Below are 17,922 nucleotides of genomic sequence, written 5' to 3' on the forward strand. Positions count from 1 at the left end.
CCCGATACGACAAGCACGCCATCGTCTACCGCGCCGCGGTCCTCATCCAAGCCGTCATCGCCTGGACCCGACAATTATCAGACACGCCCTAGGCGTGTCTCCCATCCGCGGGATACGCGCCTAAATGTTGTCGGCCGTCCTGCTGTTCACGCGTCGGAGAACGTCGTAGTCGATGTCGAGAAGTTGTTGGAGCGCGGCACCACCCGTGGGCGTGACCACGATCGCGCGGCTGGACTGCGACTTCCGTACCCAATGTCGCTCGAGAAAGACGCTGGCGATGTGTGCGCCGACAGCGCCGCCGAGGTGAACGCGACGCTCCGTCCAGTCCAGGCAGGCGCGAGTAGCCGTCCGCCGGGCCGGCTCGTAAGGGGCGTGCAGCGTGTCATGGAACCACGCCGCCCCGTGGGGGGTGAGGTCGAGCGATTCCTCGGTCAGAATCCCCCGTTCGACCATCCCGTCCGTGATCCCGATGCCCAGCGCCCCCGCCAGGTGGTCGTAGCAGGTGCGTGCGTGGGCGAGCGCAGCGTTGATGGATGCTTGTCGCAGGCTGCGTATCGGTTCGGGGGGCCGGTGGCCGAGTGCGGCGACGGCCTCCAACGCGCCAGCCACGTTCGCGCCCGCGAGCTGAACATAGCGATGCCGGCCTTGGCGGCGTTCGGCGAGAAGACCCGAGCCGACCAGACGGTTCAGATGCTCGGTCGCCGTCGAGGCGGCCACGGACGCCTGCTGCGCCAATTCGCGCGCGGTCCATGCTCTGCCGTCCATGAGCGCAACGAGCATGCGAGCGCGCGTCGTGTCGGCCATCGCGGCAGCGACGGACGCGAGATTCTCCGCGGTCACGTGGTCGAGTATGCACCGGTCATCGTGCGGCGTCCACCGAACTGATCTGCCTTCACAATGGCACGCATGGGAATTCTCGATGATCCGCGATACACCGTCCCTCGTGTCCCGCACGCATCCGCAGGGATCGCCTGGCTCCGCGCGCATGTCGCGCGCTTCTCTGAGGGCGCGGACCACGAACGAAGGCGCCAGCTGGCTGTCCGCCTCCTCGATGAGATCGATCCAGGTTCGCTCCGTCGGCCAGGTCATCCGGTGTCCACGCTCGCTGAGGCGCTGGGCCTCCCGCGAGAGGTCGCTGCTGATGTCGAGGTTGTAGCGGCCAGCTATCAGCCGCACGATGGCGAAACCCCAGGTGCCGATGCCGCGGTTGCCCGCCTCGTCGTGGCTGCCGGGGGTCAATGGGATGAGGAAACGGCGACGCGAATCGGTCTGCTGGTTCAAGCCTGCGGCGCGACGCGATCGCTGATCGCGGGCCACGAACCTCCTGTGCCTTCCACGCGCCGGATCTCGCCCTCCGGCGAGGAAGTCGTCGAGAGCCTCGACGGTCGGCCGTTCGGTGCCGGGCGACACTCATGCCCCGGCGAGGCTCATGCCGTCGCGATCGCGGAGGGGGCTTCGTCGTTTCGAGGGCTGCATCACGCGCGGGAGCCTCTCGTGCTCCCCAACGCGTGGGATTTCGCTTCGGCTGCGGCCCTTGTCGAACAGGGGTTCTCGGCAGTGGGGACGACGAGTCTGGGCGTCGCCGCGTCTCGCGGGCTTCCAGACGCCGCCGGTGCGACACTCGACGAAACGCTCGCGCTGGCGAGGTCGCTCGTTTGCCTGCGGGTGCCGATCACCGTCGACATCGAGGCGGGCTTCGGCGCGGATCCCACTGCGCTGGCCGCAGAGCTCACGACAATCGGCGTGGCCGGCGTCAACATCGAGGACGGTCGCGGCACAGGCCTGGAATCCGTCGAACGCCAGCGCGCACTCATCGCCGCGTTCAAGAGCGCAGCGCCGGAACTGTTCGTCAACGCCCGCACCGACACTTACTGGCTTGGAGCGCAGACAGAGGAGACGATCCGGAGGGCCCGCGAGTATGTCGACGCGGGCGCAGACGGGATCTTCGTGCCCGGGCTCAGGGATCCGCACGAAATCGAGAAGCTGGTCTCCGTGCTCGGCGATTCACCGCTCAATGTCTTGGCCGAGCTCCCCCTCCCGCAGCTTCACGAGCTCGGTGTTCGACGTATCAGCACCGGCTCCCGGCTGTTCCGCACCGCGATCACGCAGGCTGTCCGCTCTGCCGTGGCCTATCGCGATGGCCTCCCCGCGCCGGATGCGATGTCGTACGACGACGTCGAAGCAGCCCGCGTTCGAGCGGTGCGACGATGACCCGCGCGAACCCGGATGCTGCCTAGAACCCCAGTCGGCCGAGCTGCTTCGGGTCGCGCTGCCACTCCTTCGCGACCCTCACGTGCAGCTTGAGGAAGACGTTCGTGCCGACGAGCGGTTCGATCTGCGCGCGGGCACGCGCACCCACGTCGCGCAGGCGCGATCCTCGGTGACCGATGATGATCGCCTTCTGACTGTCGCGTTCGACGATGACGTTCGCGTGGATGTCGGTCATCGACCCGGTCTCGCGCTGCGACATCTCCTCGATCGTCACGGCGATGGAGTGCGGCAATTCGTCGCGGACGCCCTCGAGAGCGGCCTCGCGGATGATCTCCGCGACGCGGTCCTCGAGCGACTCGTCGGTCACGACATCGTCCGGATACAACGGCGGGCCTTCGGGCATGAGCGAGAGAAGCTCGCCGGTCAGCACATCGAGCTGTTCGTGCGTGAGCGCTGACAGCGGAATGACCGCCGCCCAGTCCTCGCGCAGCTGATCGACCTCGATGAGACGCGCTGTGATCTGCTCACGGGTCGCGGCATCCGTCTTGGTGACGATCGCGACCTTCTTCGCCCGCGCATAGCCTGACAGCGATTCGGCGATGCGCCGGTCACCGGGGCCGACCTTCTCGGTCGCCGGGACGCAGAATCCGATGACGTCGACGTCGCCGAGCACCGTCTCGACGAGGTCGTTGAGACGCTGCCCCAGAAGCGTGCGGGGCTTGTGGATGCCGGGGGTGTCGACGATCACGAGCTGGCCGTCGGGACGATTGAGGATGCCGCGGATCGCGCGGCGCGTCGTCTGGGGCTTGTCGCTCGTGATCGCGACCTTCTCGCCGACGAGGGCGTTGGTGAGCGTCGACTTGCCGACGTTCGGGCGGCCGACGAACGTCACGAACCCGGAACGGTGAACCGTGGTCTCGGGATCGGTCATGGTGTCTCCTCGTTCTGGGGTCTGCGGGGCTCACCCGTGCGCGCTGCCCGGACTTCGCCGGTCCGCGGCAGGCGAAGCTCTCCGGTCCGGGGGCTGCGGCCCGCGTCGACGGGCGTCTCACCGCGTTCGACGAAGACGGTCGAGATCCCCCGACCGCGGCCGCGCGAAGCGCCGCCGGTGAGCACGAGGCCGGCGTACTCCGCCGCCGCGCCGGGATGGGGAATGCGCCCGAGCGCTTTGCCGAGCAGTCCGCCGATCGAATCCACGTCCTCGTCTTCGAGTTCCATGCCGAACAGGTCGCCCACTTCGTCGAGACCGAGACGCGCGCTGACGCGGTAGCGCCCGGGTTCGATCTCGCTGACCTCGTCGGCGCGCGGGTCGTACTCGTCGGCGATGTCGCCCACGAGCTCCTCGATGAGGTCTTCGAGCGTCACGAGCCCGGACACGCCGCCGTATTCGTCGATCACGAGACAGGCATGCACGGCTTCGCGCTTCATCTGCTGCAGGAGCGACTCGGCCTTCATCGACTCGGGCACGAACACGGCCGGGCGTGCGACGCGCGTGACCGGCGCGTCCGCCCATGCAGCCTCGTCGCGGAACGCGAACTGCACGAGGTCCTTCAGATAGAGCATGCCGACGAGGTCGTCGGCTTCGTCATCGACGATCGGGATGCGCGAGATGCCCTTCTCGAGGAAGGTCCTCATGGCGTCGCGGGCCGTGGCCGCGGCATCCACCGTCACCATGTCGGTGCGCGGCACCATGACCGTTCGCACGATCGTGTCGGTGAAGTCGAAGACCGAGTGGATGAGCTCGCGGTCGTCTTCTTCGATGAGCTCGTTCTCGGTCGCTTCGTCGATGATGCTGAGCAGCTGCTCCTCGGACGCGAACGACGCACTGCGCCGGACTCCCGGGGTGACACGCGTGCCGAGCGCCACGAGACCGTGCGCGAGCGGACCGAGGATGAGCCGCACGCCGCGGATCACGGGAGCCGCCGAACGCAGCAGGCGCGTCGCGTGCTGCCGACCCCACGCGCGGGGACTCGCGCCCACCACGACGAACGAGATGCCGGTCATGAGCACGACGGCGGCGAGCATCGCCCACCAGATGTCCTCGAACAGGATCGTGAGGGCCACCGTGACGAGGACGGCAGCGCCCGTCTCGGCGAGGATGCGGATGAAGACCACGGCGGTCGCGTGGGCTTCGGGGTCGGTGGCGATCCGCTGCAGCGACGACGCATTGCGTCCGCCGACCTCACCCATCTCGGCGAGGTCCGCTCGCGATGTGACGGCGAGGGCCGCATCGATCGCAGCCATGAGGCTGCCGAATGCGATGAGCAGAACGGCAGCGAGAAGTAGCAGGCCGGCGATCATGCGCGTCGTCGGCGCTCGGCCGACTGGAAGCTGGTGATGAGCTCCTTCTGAAGGGTGAACATCTCACGCTCCTCGGCGGGCTCCGCGTGGTCGAAGCCGAGCAGATGCAGAAGTCCGTGGGTGGTCAGCATGACCAGTTCGTCCATCGTCGAGTGGCGCGCCGCCGCCGCCTGGGTCTCGGCCACCTGCGGGCACAGCACGATGTCGCCGAGCAGCCCCGGGGGCGTCGGGGCGTCATCCGTGCCGGGGCGCAGTTCGTCCATGGGAAAGCTCAGTACGTCGGTCGGCCCGGGCTCATCCATCCACTGCACGTGCAGCGACTCCATCGCGCCCTCATCGACGAGCAGGATGGCCACGTCGGCGTCGGGACTCACGTGCAGGTGAGCGAGGTTGTGCTCCATGAGCCGCAGCAGCACCGTCTCGTCGGCGGGCATGCCGGATTCGTTGCCGATCTCGATCGTCATGAGCGTCCTCGCTTGGGGAATCGGTCGCGGGGCCCCGTGGGGCGCTGTGCGGCGCGTCGCTCGGCGCGATTGGCCAGTTCGGACGCCTCGTCGCGTTCGCGACGGCCCGCCAGCCGCCGCTCGTCGTACTCGGTGTACGCGTCGACGATGCGCCCCACCAGCGTGTGGCGCACGACGTCGGCGCTGGTCAGCTGCGCGAAGTGGATGTCGTCGATGTCCCCCAGGACGCGCGTGACGAGGCGAAGCCCCGACGCGCCCTCGGGCAGGTCGATCTGGGTGATGTCGCCCGTGACGACCATGCGGGTTCCGAACCCCAGGCGCGTGAGGAACATCTTCATCTGCTCGGGGGTCGTGTTCTGCGCTTCGTCGAGGACGACGAACGAGTCGTTCAGGGTTCTGCCTCGCATGTAGGCGAGCGGCGCGACCTCGATCGTGCCGCTGGCCATGAGCTTGGGCACGAGCTCGGGATCCATCATCTCGTTGAGCGCGTCGTACAGCGGTCGCAGGTAGGGGTCGATCTTGTCGGTGAGCGTTCCGGGCAGGAAGCCGAGACGCTCCCCCGCTTCGATCGCCGGACGGCTCAGGATGATGCGGCTGACCTCTTTGCGCTGGAGCGCCTGGACGGCCTTGGCCATCGCGAGGTAGGTCTTTCCCGTACCGGCAGGGCCGATGCCGAACACGATCGTGTTCTCGTCCATCGCGTCGACATACGCCTTCTGCCCGAGCGTCTTGGGCCTGATGACCTTGCCGCGCGACGAGAGGATCGCTTCGCCGAGCACTTCGGACGGACGGGGTCCGCCCTCGGTGCGCAGGATGCGGCTCGACGACGAGACGTCAGCGGGTTCGAGACCTTGCCCTGCCCTGGTCATCTCGATCAGCTCGTCGACGAGCGCGCGCGCGGCCGTGACGACGTCGGGTGCTCCCGTGAGCGTGATCTCGTTCCCGCGCACGAGCACGTCGACGTCGGGGTGTTCGGCCTCGACGACGCGCAGGAGGCGGTCCTGCGGGCCGAGCAGCTGCACCATCGCGACGCCGTCGACGTACACGCGTTCGACGGTCGCGCCGTCGGGGATGTCGTCAACCACCGAGGCTCTTCTCCGACAGGCCGCCGCCGAGGACGTGCGCGTGCACGTGGAAGACCGTCTGTCCCGCATTCGGACCCGTGTTGAAGATGAGCCGGAAGTCGCCGTCGGCGTGCTCGGCGGCGAGGGAGTTGGCGAGACCGACGAGCTCGGCGAGCAGCTCGGGATCGCCCGCGGCGAGCTCGACGACGTTGCGGTACTCCTCGGTCTTTGGGATCACGAGAAGGTGCACCGGGGCCTGCGGCGCGATGTCACGGATCGCGAAGGCATTCTCGGTCTCGGCGATGATCTCGGAGGGGATCTCGCCGCGGAGGATCCGCGCGAAGATCGACGATTCGCTCATTCGGACAGTCTAAGCGGCACGCGTCACCAGCGGCCGAGGGCCGCACTCACGGCGGCGAGAGCCGCGGGGCCTGCCGTCGAGGTTCGCAGCACGGTGTTGCCGAGCCGCACGGCGCGCGCACCGGCCTCGCGCAGCGCGTCGAGCTCGTCGGGGGCGATACCGCCCTCCGGGCCCACGACGAGCAGCACGTCCGCACCGCCGTGCCACGGCTCGCCCGATGCATCCGCTCCCGTCGGCGGGCCGAGGATCTCGGTGAGGCGGTCCGTTGCGGACGGCTCGAGCACGAGCATGACGGATGCCGCGGCGCGGCCGGCAAGCTGCTTCGTGGTCGTGAGCGGCTCGATCTCGGGAACCCACGCACGATGCGCCTGCTTCGCCGCTTCGCGCACGATCGTGGCCCAGCGTGCGCGCCCCTTCTCGGCCTTTGCCTCCGCCCACCGGGACACGCTGCGCGCAGCCTGCCACGGCACGATGGCGTCGACGCCCAGCTCGGTCGCGGCCTGCACGGCGAGCTCGTCGCGGCCCCCCTTCGCGAGGGCCTGCACGAGCACGACGCGCGGCACGGGCGGCGGCATGTCGCGGCGCGCGTCCACGCGCATGACCACTTCGCGCGGCGTCACCGAGACGCACTCGCCGGTGAGCCACGCCCCGCGACCGTCGCCGACCGTGACCTCTTCGCCGACGCGCACGCGTCGCACGGTCGCGGCATGGTGGGCTTCCGCGCCGGTCAGGGCGACCTCGTCACCCGCCTGCGCGTCGGTGGCCTCGTCGAGCAGAAAGTGCAGCGGCATCCGTCATCCGTTCCGGAAACGGTCCCGCAGCTTCGAGAAGAGGCCCTGGTGGAACTCGGTGAGCTTGGGACCGGGCGCCTTCGTGCGCTTCGCGAAGTCCTCGATGAGCGCGCGCTCCTTGCCGTCCAGGCGCGTGGGGGTGACGACGTGCACGCCCACCCGCAGGTCACCGCGCTGCGTGCTGCGCAGCGGCGTGATCCCGCGGCCCTTGATCGTCAGCACATCGCCGGCCTGCACGCCCGGTCGGATCTCGAGCTCGACCGGACCGTCGAGCGACTCGATCGTCGTCGTGGTGCCGAGGATCGCGTCGGGCATCGACACGTCGAGCGTCGCGAGCAGATCGTCGCCGTCCCGGCTGAAGACGGCGTGCGGCGTGACGTTCACCTCGACGTACAGATCGCCGTTCGGGCCGCCGGCCGGTCCGACCTCGCCGGAACCGGGCAGCTGCAGGCGCAGTCCCGTCTCGACACCCGCCGGGATGTCGAGAGACACCGTCCGACGAGAGCGCACGCGACCCTGGCCCTGACACGTCGCGCAGGGGTAGGGAATCGTCGTGCCGTAGCCCTGGCACACGTTGCACGGCTGCATCGTGACGACGTTGCCGAGCAGACTCCGCACCTGTCGCTCCACGTTGCCCCTGCCATGGCAGATGTCGCAGGTGACGGGCGATGTCCCGGGCTGGCAGCACGAGCCCTCGCACGTCTCGCACAGGACGGCGGTGTCCACTTCGATGTCGCGGTGGACGCCGAAGACGACGTCCTGCAGGTCGAGCGTGACGCGCACGAGCGCGTCTTGACCGCGCTCCCGCCGGGAACGCGGTCGTCCGCTGCGCCCGCCGCCCGCCGCGCCGAAGAACGTCTCGAAGATGTCGCCGAACCCGCCGAAGCCGCCTGCGCCGCCGAGCGGGGAATCGCCGCCCATGTCGTAGCGCGCCCGCTGATCCGCATCGCTCAGCACGTCATAGGCGTGCGTCACCTCTTTGAAGCGCTCCGACGCGTCGTCCCCCGGATTGACATCGGGGTGCAGTTCGCGAGCGAGGCGGCGGTACGCCTTCTTGATCTCGTCGGGGGTCGCGTCGCGTCCGACGCCGAGGACCTCGTAGTGGTCAGCCACTGTCGCCTTCCGTCCGCGGATTCGCCGCGGGGTCGTGTCATGCCGTCACCGCGTCAGCGGGCGGCTTCGTCTTCTTCGAGCAGCCGCGTGAGGTAGCGGGCGACCGCCCGCACCGCGGCGAGGTTGTTGGAGTAGTCCATACGCGTCGGGCCGAGCAGCCCCACGCGCGCGCGCGAACCCGTCGCGTCGTAGTCGCTTGCGAGCACCGAGGCCTCGGTGAGGCCGAAGGCCTCGTTCTCGCGCCCGATGCTCGCCGCGAGGCCGTGCTCGTCGGCGACCATCTCGCTCATGAGGGTGAGCAGCGTCACCTGCTCTTCGATGGCCTGCAGCAGCGGATAGATGCTGCCGCGGAAGTCCGCCTCACGACGGGCGAGATTGGCCGAACCGGCCATCACGAGCCGATCCTGCCGGAACTCTTCGAGTTCTTCCGCGACGGTGCGGGCGATCGCACTGATCGCCACGTCGCGCGACGAGGTGCTCGCCGCGCGCACGGCGGCGTCATCGGCGATGCGCTGCAGCCCGTCGCGGACAGGACGCCCCACGACGAGGGTCGCGATCTCGGCGCGGATGCCGCCGAGCTCGGCCTCGTCGTAGTCGTCGCCCACGAACGCCAGACGCTGCGAGACGCGGCCGGTGTCGGTCACCACGACGACGAGCATGCGCCCGCCGCCGATCTGCACGAGCTCGACGTGCGTGAGCTTGGCTCGCGCGAACGACGGGTACTGCACGATCGCGACCTGGCCGGTCAGCTTCGTCAGCGCCCGCACCGTGCGGGAGAGCACGTCGTCGAGGTCGCCCGAGCCGTCGAGGAACGACGAGATCGCCGAGCGCTGCGCCGTGCTGAGCGGACGCAGCTCGGCGAGGTGGTCGACGAAGACGCGGTATCCCTTGTCGGTCGGCACACGGCCCGATGACGTGTGCGGAGCGGCGATGAGCTCTTCGTCTTCGAGCTGGGCCATGTCGTTGCGGATCGTCGCGGCCGACACGCCGAAGGCGTGCCGCTCGACGATCGACTTGCTGCCGACGGGCTCGTGGGTGTCGACGTAGTCCTGCACGATCGCCCGCAGCACCTGCAGACCTCGTTCGCTGACCACGGGCGGCTCCTTCGAAATATCGTTGCTGGCACTCACCGCAAGAGAGTGCCAATTCTAGCGGATGCCCGCACGACAGTCCGTCATGAGGTGAGGGCTCGCACGACCGCGTCGGCGAGAAGGCGACCGCGCAGGGTGAGCACGATCCGCCCCGCGATCGCGGCGGCACCCTCGACGAGTCCGTCGGCGATGAGACCGGCCACGGCGCCGCGCGTCGCAGGCGGAAGCTCGGCCGCCGGCATCCCCTCTCGGATGCGCGTGCGCAGCAGCACGCTCTCGAGCGCCCGGGCGGTGGCATCCGGTGTCTCGCGCCCGGCGGCGGGTGACTGACCCGACGCGAGCCGCTGCGCGTAGGCGGCGGGGTGCTTGACGTTCCAGAAGCGCGTCCCGGCGATGTGGCTGTGCGCTCCGGGACCGAAGCCCCACCAGTCGGTGCCCGTCCAGTAGGCGAGGTTGTGGCGCGACCGGTCGGCGACCGTGCGCGACCAGTTCGAGATCTCGTACCAGCCGAACCCGGCGTCGGCGAGCACGCGGTCCGCGAGCTCGTACATGTCGGCCTGCAGGTCGTCGTCGGGTGCCGGCACCTCGCCGCGCCGGATCTGCCGCGCGAGCTTCGTGCCGTCTTCGATGATGAGGGCATACGCCGAGACGTGGTCGGGCTCGAGGGCCGTCACCGCATCGAGCGAGCGCTGCCAGTCTTCGAGCGACTCCCCCGGTGCACCGTAGATGACATCGAGGCTCACCCCGAGTCCCGCGCGACGAGCCGCCGTCACGGCCGTCGCGACGTTGCGCGGTTCGTGCGTGCGATCCAGGGCCGCGAGCACGTGCGGCACGGCGGACTGCATGCCGATCGACAGACGCGTGACACCGGATGCCGCCAGATCGGCGGCCACCGCATCGGTGACGGTGTCGGGGTTGCCCTCGACGGTGACCTCGACGTCGTGCGCGAGGCCGAAGCCGTCGCGCACGCCGGACAGCATGCGTCCGAGGTCGCCGGGCGGCAGCAGCGTCGGTGTGCCCCCGCCGAAGAAGACCGTGGCGGCGGGACGGATGTCGCCCCGCTCGGCGAGCACTTCGCGGGCCAGGGCCACTTCGCGCAGCAGGGTGACGGCGTATTCGTCCTGTCGCGTGCCGCGCAGCTCGGTCGCCGTGTAGGTGTTGAAGTCGCAGTATCCGCAGCGCACGATGCAGAACGGCACATGCAGGTAGACCCCGAACGGGGTGACCGGATCGACCAGTACGCCGTCGGGAAGACGCCCGTCTGGCGGAGCAGGGTCGCCGAGCGGAAGTGCAGCGCCCATCGTCAGGCGGGCGTCGTGTACAGCGGCGAGATGGCACGCAGGTAGCGCGTGAACAGCTCGCGGCGGCGACGTCGAGTCAGGCCGGGCAGCAGGCGGTAGAGCAGCGCTGCGGGCGCGTCGAACGCGCGAACCGTGAACCAGACCTCGTCGTTGTCGCGCCAGTCGAGCATGAACGACTCCTCGCCGCTCACGACCGATCCGCCGACCGTGCCCAGCGCGAAGCCGATGCGGCGCGGCTCCTCGACGACGAAGATGACACGCAGCTCGGCATCGCCGTTCAGGCCCCCGGCACGCCCGTGCAGTCGCACGGTCGTGCCGCTGGAGACGTACGGCGTGCCGTCGGCGTCGAAGCGCTGCTCGGCATCGGTGCGGCTCGGCGCGACCGGGTTGCCGTCGGCGTCGAATCCGACGCCCGAGTACATCGGTCCGGCTGCCGGGCGCACGTCGGTCAGCGCGAAACCCGCGCCGCGCTGGGCGCCCCACGAGAGCAGCGCTTCGCCGGCGCTGCGAAAGCGCTCCTCACCGCTCCCGATCCGCCAGGACTCCTCGGCGGGGATGCTGCGCTCGGGCGGGTAGCCCATGAGGTCGGCGGCCTGCGTCGCCCCGACGGCGGCGTAGTCGACGGTTCCGTCTCGGAAGGTTCCGCGGCGCATGCAGGCCTCCTACTTCGAGCTCTTGCCGTCGGTGTCGCCGGAGAGCGCGGCGATGAACGCCTCCTGCGGGACTTCGACGCGGCCCACCATCTTCATGCGCTTCTTGCCTTCCTTCTGCTTCTCGAGCAGTTTGCGCTTGCGGCTGATATCACCGCCGTAGCACTTCGCCAGCACGTCCTTGCGGATCGCGCGGATGTTCTCACGCGCGATGATGCGTGCGCCGATGGCAGCCTGGATCGGCACTTCGAACTGCTGACGCGGGATCAGCTTGCGCAGCCGCTCCGTCATGAGCGTGCCGTACGCGTACGCCTTGTCGCGGTGCACGATCGAGCTGAACGCATCGACCTTCTCGCCCTGCAGCAGGATGTCGACTTTGACCAGATCGGCCGTCTGCGAGCCGGTCGGCTCGTAGTCGAGGCTCGCGTAGCCCTGCGTGCGGCTCTTGAGGTGGTCGAAGAAGTCGAAGACGATCTCGCCGAGCGGCATGTCGTAGCGCAGCTCGACGCGATCCTCGCTCAGGTAGTCCATGCCCAGGAGCGTGCCGCGGCGGCCCTGGCAGAGTTCCATCACAGTGCCGACGTAGTCCTTGGGCAGCAGGATGCCGACCTTGACGACGGGCTCGGTGACCTCGGCGACGCGTCCGTCGGGGTATTCGCTCGGGTTGGTGACGGTCACCGTCTCGCCGGTGTCGGTCGTGACCTCGTAGGTCACCGACGGCGCGGTCGTGATGAGGTCGAGGCCGAACTCGCGCGACAGCCGCTCGGTGATGATCTCGAGGTGCAGCAGTCCCAGGAAGCCGCAGCGGAAGCCGAAGCCCAGCGCGACCGAGGTCTCGGGCTCGTACTGCAGCGACGCGTCCGAGAGCTTGAGCTTGTCGAGCGCTTCGCGCAACTCGGCGTAGTCGCTGCCGTCGATCGGGTAGACGCCCGAGAAGACCATGGGCTTCGGGTCGGTGTAGCCCGGCAGCGCCTCGGCGGCGGGCTTGCGCAGGTTGGTGATCGTGTCGCCGACCTTGGACTGGCGCACGTCCTTCACACCCGTGATGAGGTAGCCGACCTCACCGACGCCGAGTCCCCTCGAGGGCACGGGCTCGGGGCTCGACACGCCGATCTCGAGCAGCTCGTGGGTCGCCCTCGTCGACATCATCTGGATGCGCTCGCGGGGCTCGAGCTTTCCGTCGACCATGCGGACGTAGGTCACGACGCCGCGGTAGGAGTCGTAGACCGAGTCGAAGATCATGGCGCGTGCCGGCGCGTCGGCGTCACCGCGCGGAGGCGGGATCTGCTCGACGATGCGGTCCAGCAGCGATTCGACGCCCAAGCCCGTCTTTCCGCTGACGCGCAGGACGTCTTCGGGGTCGCCGCCGATGAGGCCGGCGAGCTCGGCCGCGAACTTCTCGGGGTCGGCGGCGGGCAGGTCGATCTTGTTGAGGACGGGGATGATGTGCAGGTCGTTCTCGAGCGCGAGATAGAGGTTCGCGAGGGTCTGCGCCTCGATCCCCTGCGCGGCGTCGACGAGAAGGACAGCGCCTTCGCACGCCGCGAGACTGCGCGACACCTCGTAGGTGAAGTCGACGTGCCCGGGGGTGTCGATCATGTTGAGCGCGTACGTCGCGTCCGGTCCCTGCGCCTGTTGGAGCGCCCACGGCATGCGCACGGCCTGCGACTTGATCGTGATGCCGCGTTCGCGCTCGATGTCCATCCGGTCGAGGTACTGAGCGCGCATGTCACGGTCGGCGACGACGCCCGTGATCTGCAGCATCCGGTCGGCGAGGGTCGACTTGCCGTGGTCGATGTGAGCGATGATGCAGAAGTTCCGGATCATCTCGGGCGGAGTCGCGGACGGCTCGAGAGGCTTCAGGGCGCGCGGTGACATATCCTGTCGATCCTACCCGGCGGGCGCGGGGTTAGCCTTGTGGCCATGGCGGTCCAGGTCGTGTTCGTACACGGCATCCGCACGTCCGCCACGATGTGGCGTGCTCAGGTCGCCCATCTCGAAGAGCGCGGTCACGCCGCGACGGCGGTCGACCTGCCCGGTCACGGTGCGCGACGGACGGAGATCTTCGACCTCGACGAGGCCTTCGCCACGATCGACGCGGCCGTGACGGATGCCGCGACCCGGGGTCCCGTGCTGCTCGTGGGGCACTCGATGGGCGGCCTGCTGTCGACGGCCTACGTGGGCGCGGAGCAGCGCCCTGCGGTCGCGGGCTTCATCGCGGCATCCTGCACGGCGCTTCCGCGGGGTGTGGGACTCACCGCCTACCGGTTCCTCGCGCGGCGCTTCGATGCGCTGCCCGATCGCGGGATGTGGCTCAGCAATCGCTGGCTGGCCTCGACGCTTCCCGTCGAGACGCGTGCCGACTTCGGCGCCGGCGGCTACGCCTTCGATGCTCAGGACGTCGCGCTGCGCAGTCTGTCGGTGCTGGATCTGCTCGCCGCTCTCTCGCGCATCGACATGCCGCTGTGGTTCGTGAACGGTCAGTACGACCAGCTGCGGGTCAACGAACGGCTCTTCACGAGGATCGCCCCGCACGCCGAGCTCGTCGTCGTGCCGCGCACGTCGCACCTCGTGACGGCCATGCGCCCGCGCGTCTTCAACGCCGTGCTCGATCTCGCGATCGCGACACTCGACGTGCGGGATCAGGCAGTGCACGAGAACTGATAGAGTCGGTGATTGGCTTGCGTGTGGGTTCTGCCCTCACGACCGCCGACGCGACGGCCCTCTCCCGGCGCCCGGCACTTCCATCGAATTCACTCCGAACGAAAGACGTCGAACGTGGCGAACATCAAGTCGCAGATCAAGCGCAACAAGACCAACGAGAAGGCGCGCGAGCGCAACAAGACCGTCAAGAGCGAGCTGCGGACCGTCATCCGCAACACGCGCGATGCCGTCGCCACGGGCGACAAGGCCGCAGCCGAGACGGCGCTCAAGCAGGCGACGAAGAAGCTCGACAAGGCCGTCAGCAAGGGCGTCCTCCACGAGAACCAGGCCGCGAACCGCAAGTCGGCCATCGCGAAGCAGGTCGCCGCTCTCTGAGCCGCATGATCTACAGGCCCGTCCCTCCGGGGGCGGGCCTTTCGTGTTGCCGGGGATGCCGCGGGGCAGGGCGGGACCGCTGGTCAGGCGCCGAAGGGCGCGCGCGTGGCGATGACCGTGATGAGCCGCTCGAGGGCGAACACCGGGTCGCGCGAGCCGCCCTTGACCTCGAGATCAGCCCGCGCGGCCGCCTGGATCGCCATGCCCAGCGTCGTTTCGTTCCACCCCGTGAGGTCGCGGCGCGCGCGATCGACCTGCCAGTCCTTCAGGCCCAGGCGCGCCGCCATCGCCGACGACGACTCGCGGTGGCCCGCGACCCGCGCCATGGTGCGCAGCTTCGACGCGATGGCCGCGACGAGCGGCACGGGATCGGCGCCGGATGCGAGGGCGTGGCGCAGTGCGACGAGCGCGTCGCCGTAGCGGCCGGCGATCGCCGTGTCGGCGACGGCGAACGCCGAGGTCTCGACGCGACCGCCGTAATAGCGCTCGACGACCTGGTCCGTGATGTCGCCGGGCACATCGGAGATCAGCTGCTGGCAGGCGGCGGCGAGCTCGGTCACATCGTCGGCGAAGGCCGACACGAGGGTGCGCAGCGCGGTCGGAGCGATGCGCTTGCGGACGGCGGCGAACTCGCCGGCCGCGAAGTCGAACCGATCCGAGTCGCGCTTGATCGCGGGGCAGGCGATCTCGATGCCGCCGCCGGTGCCGGCGCGGATCGCGTCGAGCAGCTTCTTGCCGCGCACGCTCGCGCCGGTGTGCCGCAGCACGACCGTCGCACCATCCTGCGGGCCGGCGAGGTAGGCGATGGCTTCGGTCAGGAAGGCGTCGGAGCATTTCTCGACCCCCGACACCCGCACGAGACGCGGCTCGCCGAAGAGCGAGGGCGAGGTCATGCCCAGCAGCGAGCCGGACGTGTAGTCGTCGGCGCGGAGGTCGGACACCTCGAGGCTCGGATCCTCGGCCCGGAGGAACTCGCGGACCCCCGCGATGGCCCGCTCGGCGCACACCTCTTCGGGGCCCGAGACGAGCACGATCGGCGCGGGTTGCGGTGCGCGCCACGACACCTGCGGGATGACCGACTTCGATGCTCGACCCGACGACGCGGAGGATCGTCGGGGTGCGGCAGCCATGACTTCAGCCTACCGACCGGCACCGACAGGCTTCAGCCGCGCTCGCGCCAGATCCGCAGGGATCCCTCGCGCACGGACAGCGCGATCATGCCGTGCGTGTCGGTGCGCGCGATCGACCCGCCCAACACCGTGAGGGCGTCGAGGATCTCCCGCCGCGGATGGCCGTACCGGTTCTCTGCCCCGACGGTCACGAGTGCCACGGCGGGGTCGGCGCGGGCGTAGAGAGCGACGTGCTGGTCGGCGCTGCCGTGATGCGCGACCTTGACGAGCGCGTACGGCGGATCGAGCTGTCCGGATGCCGCGAGGCCGGTCTGCGCCCCCGCGGAGAGGTCGCCCAGCAGCAGGGTCCGTGGCACGTCTCCCCCGCCGATGTCGAGCACGACGCTCGCATCGTTCCCGTGCGGGAACGCCGGGCTGTGCGCACGCGGCCACAGCACGCGCCATCGCGCCGCGCCGAGCATCCCCTGCATGCCCGCCGTCGCGAAGACGCTGTCGGCACCGTGCTGCGCCAGTCCGGCGAGAAGTCGCTCGTCGTCGGCGGTCGCGGGAGGCCCGTGCAGCACCGCGTCGACGCGTCCGCGCACGGCGGCGACACCGCCGACGTGGTCGAGATCGAAGTGCGTCAGCACGAGCAGATCGATGTGCGAGACGCCGACGCGGGCGAGACAGGCCTCGAGTCGTTCGGGTTCGGGGCCGGTGTCGATGAGCGCGATCGCGGCGCCCGACCGTACGAGCACCGCGTCGCCCTGGCCCACGTCGCACACCAGCACGCGCCAGTCCCCGGGCAGAGTCCAGCTGCCCGCGACGGTGCCCGCCGCGGCGTTTCCCGTCGCGACCCCGATCACGATCGCGACCAGTGCGCCGCATGCCGCCCGCACTGCCCGCCTGCGGCCTCTGCCCGGGCGCAGCCCGATGAGGATGCCCAGCGCCGCGCCCACCGCGCCGAGCAGAACGGCCCCTGCCGGCCCCTCGACCCACGGCAGAAGATCGCCCGGCAGCGCGGTCGCGGTGTGCGCGGTCGCCGCGACCCACGCCGCCGGCAGCCACGCGACAGCCGCCAGCCCCTGCTGCACCCACGGCAGGGGCGCGGCGAGGCACGCTGCGAGCCCGACGACGGTTCCCGCCGGCGCCGCGGGCGCCGCGAGCAGATTGGCGAGCACGCCGTACAGCGGCACGCTCGGCTCGATGAGCACGAGGAGAGGTCCGCACGCCAGCTGGGCCGCGAGCGGCACGGCGAGCATGAGCGCCAGTGCGCGCGGCAGTCGTCGCGCCAGCCCGTCAGCGAGTGGACGTGCGAAGACGAGCAGCGAGCCCGTCGCCGCCGCCGACAGTGCGAAGCCGAGCGAATGCGCGAGCCACGGATCGGCGATCAGCAGGACGGTGACGGCGAGGCTCAGCACGCTGACGCCCACGCCGGTGCGCCCCAGGAGGAGCCCGACCATCGCGATCGCCGCCATCGTCGCGGCGCGCACGACGCTCGGCTCGGGCGTCACGAGGACCACGAAGCCCGCGAGTGCGCTCAGACCCGCGACGACGCGCGCCGAACGTCGCGCGCCGAGCGCGGCGGCCGCGAAGAAGGCGATCCCCACGACGAGTGCGCAGTTCGCCCCGGACACCGCCGTCAAGTGGGACAGCGCGGAACGCTTCATCGCGGCGTCGAGCTCGACGGACACGGCGGAGGTGTCCCCGACGGACAGCCCGGGAACGAGCCCTGCCCCCGGCTCGGGCAGTCCGGCGACGGCACGCACGAGCCCGTGCCGCAGACCCGCGGACACGGCGAGGATGCCCTGCGGCGGCGTGAGGACCGTCAGCCCCTGCCCGGCCCGCAGCTCGAGCACGGCACGCTCGCCCGCATCGCCGGGTCTCGCGGTTCCGCGGGCCGCCACGACGGCTCCCACATCGAGGTCGTCGCGGTCTCCTTCGATATCGCCGGGAGCGACGCGCACGACGATCTCGCCCGTCACGGAGTGCTCGACGGACCCGATGCGCACGGCGCTCGCCCGGGCATCGAAGGCGAGCGTGCCGTCGACGCGGCGCTCGACCTTGCCGATGACGTTCGCCCGCACCTCGATGAAGCGGCCGCCGTCGACGGCGAGTGTCGCGAGCTCGGCGCGCGCGCCGTGCGCGAGGGCGACATGGGATGCCGCGGCACCACCGGCTGCGAGCGCCACGACGAGCACGACCGCCACGCCTCGGAACGTGTCCCGCCGCCCCGCTCGTGGACGGACGGACAGCACGAGCACGAGGGTCAGCGCCGTCGCCCACAGACCGCCCGCGACCTCGGTCGCCCTGTCGGGGGCGGCGGTCGTGAAGGCCGCCGTCGCCCACGCGACACCGGCGGCGGGAAGCAGCCGCAGGCGCCGTCTGAGCCGACCGTCATCCGCCACGGCCTGACGCTAGTGACGC

At 70.1% G+C, this 17,922-nt stretch carries 17 protein-coding genes; 3 read left to right on the forward strand and 14 right to left on the reverse strand.

Annotated features, from left to right (window positions below; all coding sequences use genetic code 11):
• Positions 1-120: 120 nt before the first annotated feature.
• Positions 121-1,317 (reverse strand): ArsR/SmtB family transcription factor, encoded by a 1,197-nt coding sequence (locus ACWICD_RS13085; protein ID WP_454140422.1) that lies wholly within the window; start codon positions 1,315-1,317, stop codon positions 121-123.
• Between the two features lie 9 nt (positions 1,318-1,326).
• Here ACWICD_RS13085 and ACWICD_RS13090 point away from each other — a divergent pair, with 9 nt between their 5' ends.
• Positions 1,327-2,211, forward strand: coding sequence for an isocitrate lyase/PEP mutase family protein (locus tag ACWICD_RS13090; RefSeq protein ID WP_454140450.1), 885 nt, complete (start codon positions 1,327-1,329; stop codon positions 2,209-2,211).
• A 22-nt stretch (positions 2,212-2,233) separates the two neighbouring features.
• On the opposite strand, the gene era is transcribed toward ACWICD_RS13090, so the two are convergent.
• From era to lepA, 11 genes are all read right to left on the reverse strand, one after another.
• A complete protein-coding gene (era, locus tag ACWICD_RS13095; RefSeq protein ID WP_376128888.1) occupies positions 2,234-3,142 on the reverse strand; it encodes a GTPase Era in 909 nt (302 codons plus the stop codon).
• Complete coding sequence (locus ACWICD_RS13100) at positions 3,139-4,512, reverse strand: hemolysin family protein (RefSeq protein ID WP_454140423.1); 1,374 nt, start codon at positions 4,510-4,512, stop codon at positions 3,139-3,141. Before ACWICD_RS13100 ends, era begins: the two co-directional genes overlap by 4 nt.
• On the reverse strand, positions 4,509-4,976 hold the full coding sequence (gene ybeY, locus ACWICD_RS13105) for an rRNA maturation RNase YbeY (RefSeq protein WP_376128892.1): 468 nt from the start codon (positions 4,974-4,976) through the stop codon (positions 4,509-4,511). Before ybeY ends, ACWICD_RS13100 begins: the two co-directional genes overlap by 4 nt.
• The gene (locus ACWICD_RS13110; protein WP_376128973.1) at positions 4,973-6,001 is read right to left on the reverse strand and encodes a PhoH family protein; all 1,029 of its coding nucleotides are present in this window, start codon (positions 5,999-6,001) and stop codon (positions 4,973-4,975) included. Before ACWICD_RS13110 ends, ybeY begins: the two co-directional genes overlap by 4 nt.
• 52 nt (positions 6,002-6,053) lie before the next feature.
• Complete coding sequence (locus tag ACWICD_RS13115) at positions 6,054-6,401, reverse strand: histidine triad nucleotide-binding protein (protein ID WP_376128894.1); 348 nt, start codon at positions 6,399-6,401, stop codon at positions 6,054-6,056.
• Positions 6,402-6,424: 23 nt separating this feature from the next.
• A complete protein-coding gene (locus ACWICD_RS13120) occupies positions 6,425-7,192 on the reverse strand; it encodes a 16S rRNA (uracil(1498)-N(3))-methyltransferase (RefSeq protein WP_376128896.1) in 768 nt (255 codons plus the stop codon).
• A 3-nt stretch (positions 7,193-7,195) separates the two neighbouring features.
• Entirely contained in the window at positions 7,196-8,305 is a 1,110-nt protein-coding gene (gene dnaJ / locus ACWICD_RS13125; protein WP_376128898.1) for a molecular chaperone DnaJ, read from the reverse strand.
• A 53-nt stretch (positions 8,306-8,358) separates the two neighbouring features.
• Positions 8,359-9,399, reverse strand: coding sequence for a heat-inducible transcriptional repressor HrcA (gene hrcA / locus ACWICD_RS13130; protein WP_376128899.1), 1,041 nt, complete (start codon positions 9,397-9,399; stop codon positions 8,359-8,361).
• An 80-nt stretch (positions 9,400-9,479) separates the two neighbouring features.
• A complete protein-coding gene (gene hemW / locus ACWICD_RS13135; protein ID WP_454140424.1) occupies positions 9,480-10,697 on the reverse strand; it encodes a radical SAM family heme chaperone HemW in 1,218 nt (405 codons plus the stop codon).
• 2 nt (positions 10,698-10,699) lie between these two features.
• Positions 10,700-11,350: a DUF1990 family protein gene (locus ACWICD_RS13140; RefSeq protein WP_376128903.1), complete on the reverse strand. Its 651-nt coding sequence runs from the start codon at positions 11,348-11,350 to the stop codon at positions 10,700-10,702.
• Between the two features lie 9 nt (positions 11,351-11,359).
• On the reverse strand, positions 11,360-13,225 hold the full coding sequence (gene lepA / locus ACWICD_RS13145) for a translation elongation factor 4 (protein ID WP_376128905.1): 1,866 nt from the start codon (positions 13,223-13,225) through the stop codon (positions 11,360-11,362).
• Positions 13,226-13,270: 45 nt separating this feature from the next.
• Between lepA and ACWICD_RS13150 the strand changes: the two genes are divergently transcribed.
• Both ACWICD_RS13150 and rpsT read left to right on the forward strand, forming a co-directional pair.
• Positions 13,271-14,011, forward strand: coding sequence for an alpha/beta hydrolase (locus ACWICD_RS13150; RefSeq protein WP_376128907.1), 741 nt, complete (start codon positions 13,271-13,273; stop codon positions 14,009-14,011).
• A gap of 114 nt (positions 14,012-14,125) precedes the next feature.
• Entirely contained in the window at positions 14,126-14,386 is a 261-nt protein-coding gene (rpsT, locus tag ACWICD_RS13155) for a 30S ribosomal protein S20 (protein ID WP_376128908.1), read from the forward strand.
• An 83-nt stretch (positions 14,387-14,469) separates the two neighbouring features.
• On the opposite strand, the gene holA is transcribed toward rpsT, so the two are convergent.
• A complete protein-coding gene (holA, locus tag ACWICD_RS13160) occupies positions 14,470-15,516 on the reverse strand; it encodes a DNA polymerase III subunit delta (protein ID WP_376128910.1) in 1,047 nt (348 codons plus the stop codon).
• Between the two features lie 32 nt (positions 15,517-15,548).
• On the reverse strand, positions 15,549-17,903 hold the full coding sequence (locus ACWICD_RS13165; RefSeq protein ID WP_454140425.1) for a ComEC/Rec2 family competence protein: 2,355 nt from the start codon (positions 17,901-17,903) through the stop codon (positions 15,549-15,551).
• Between the last annotated feature and the right edge of the window lie 19 nt (positions 17,904-17,922).

Source organism: Microbacterium sp. NPDC055357 (assembly GCF_053644835.1).

Bases quoted from the DNA above. Each gene is read 5' to 3' on its own strand.
- ACWICD_RS13115 (WP_376128894.1), bottom strand. From the start codon at position 6,401: ATGAGCGAATCGTCGATCTTCGCGCGGATCCTCCGCGGCGAGATCCCC.
- holA (WP_376128910.1), bottom strand. From the start codon at position 15,516: ATGGCTGCCGCACCCCGACGATCCTCCGCGTCGTCGGGTCGAGCATCG.
- ACWICD_RS13120 (WP_376128896.1), bottom strand. From the start codon at position 7,192: ATGCCGCTGCACTTTCTGCTCGACGAGGCCACCGACGCGCAGGCGGGT.
- lepA (WP_376128905.1), bottom strand. From the start codon at position 13,225: ATGTCACCGCGCGCCCTGAAGCCTCTCGAGCCGTCCGCGACTCCGCCC.
- ACWICD_RS13150 (WP_376128907.1), top strand. From the start codon at position 13,271: ATGGCGGTCCAGGTCGTGTTCGTACACGGCATCCGCACGTCCGCCACG.
- ybeY (WP_376128892.1), bottom strand. From the start codon at position 4,976: ATGACGATCGAGATCGGCAACGAATCCGGCATGCCCGCCGACGAGACG.
- era (WP_376128888.1), bottom strand. From the start codon at position 3,142: ATGACCGATCCCGAGACCACGGTTCACCGTTCCGGGTTCGTGACGTTC.
- ACWICD_RS13100 (WP_454140423.1), bottom strand. From the start codon at position 4,512: ATGATCGCCGGCCTGCTACTTCTCGCTGCCGTTCTGCTCATCGCATTC.
- ACWICD_RS13140 (WP_376128903.1), bottom strand. From the start codon at position 11,350: ATGCGCCGCGGAACCTTCCGAGACGGAACCGTCGACTACGCCGCCGTC.
- ACWICD_RS13110 (WP_376128973.1), bottom strand. From the start codon at position 6,001: ATGGTGCAGCTGCTCGGCCCGCAGGACCGCCTCCTGCGCGTCGTCGAG.
- hemW (WP_454140424.1), bottom strand. From the start codon at position 10,697: ATGGGCGCTGCACTTCCGCTCGGCGACCCTGCTCCGCCAGACGGGCGT.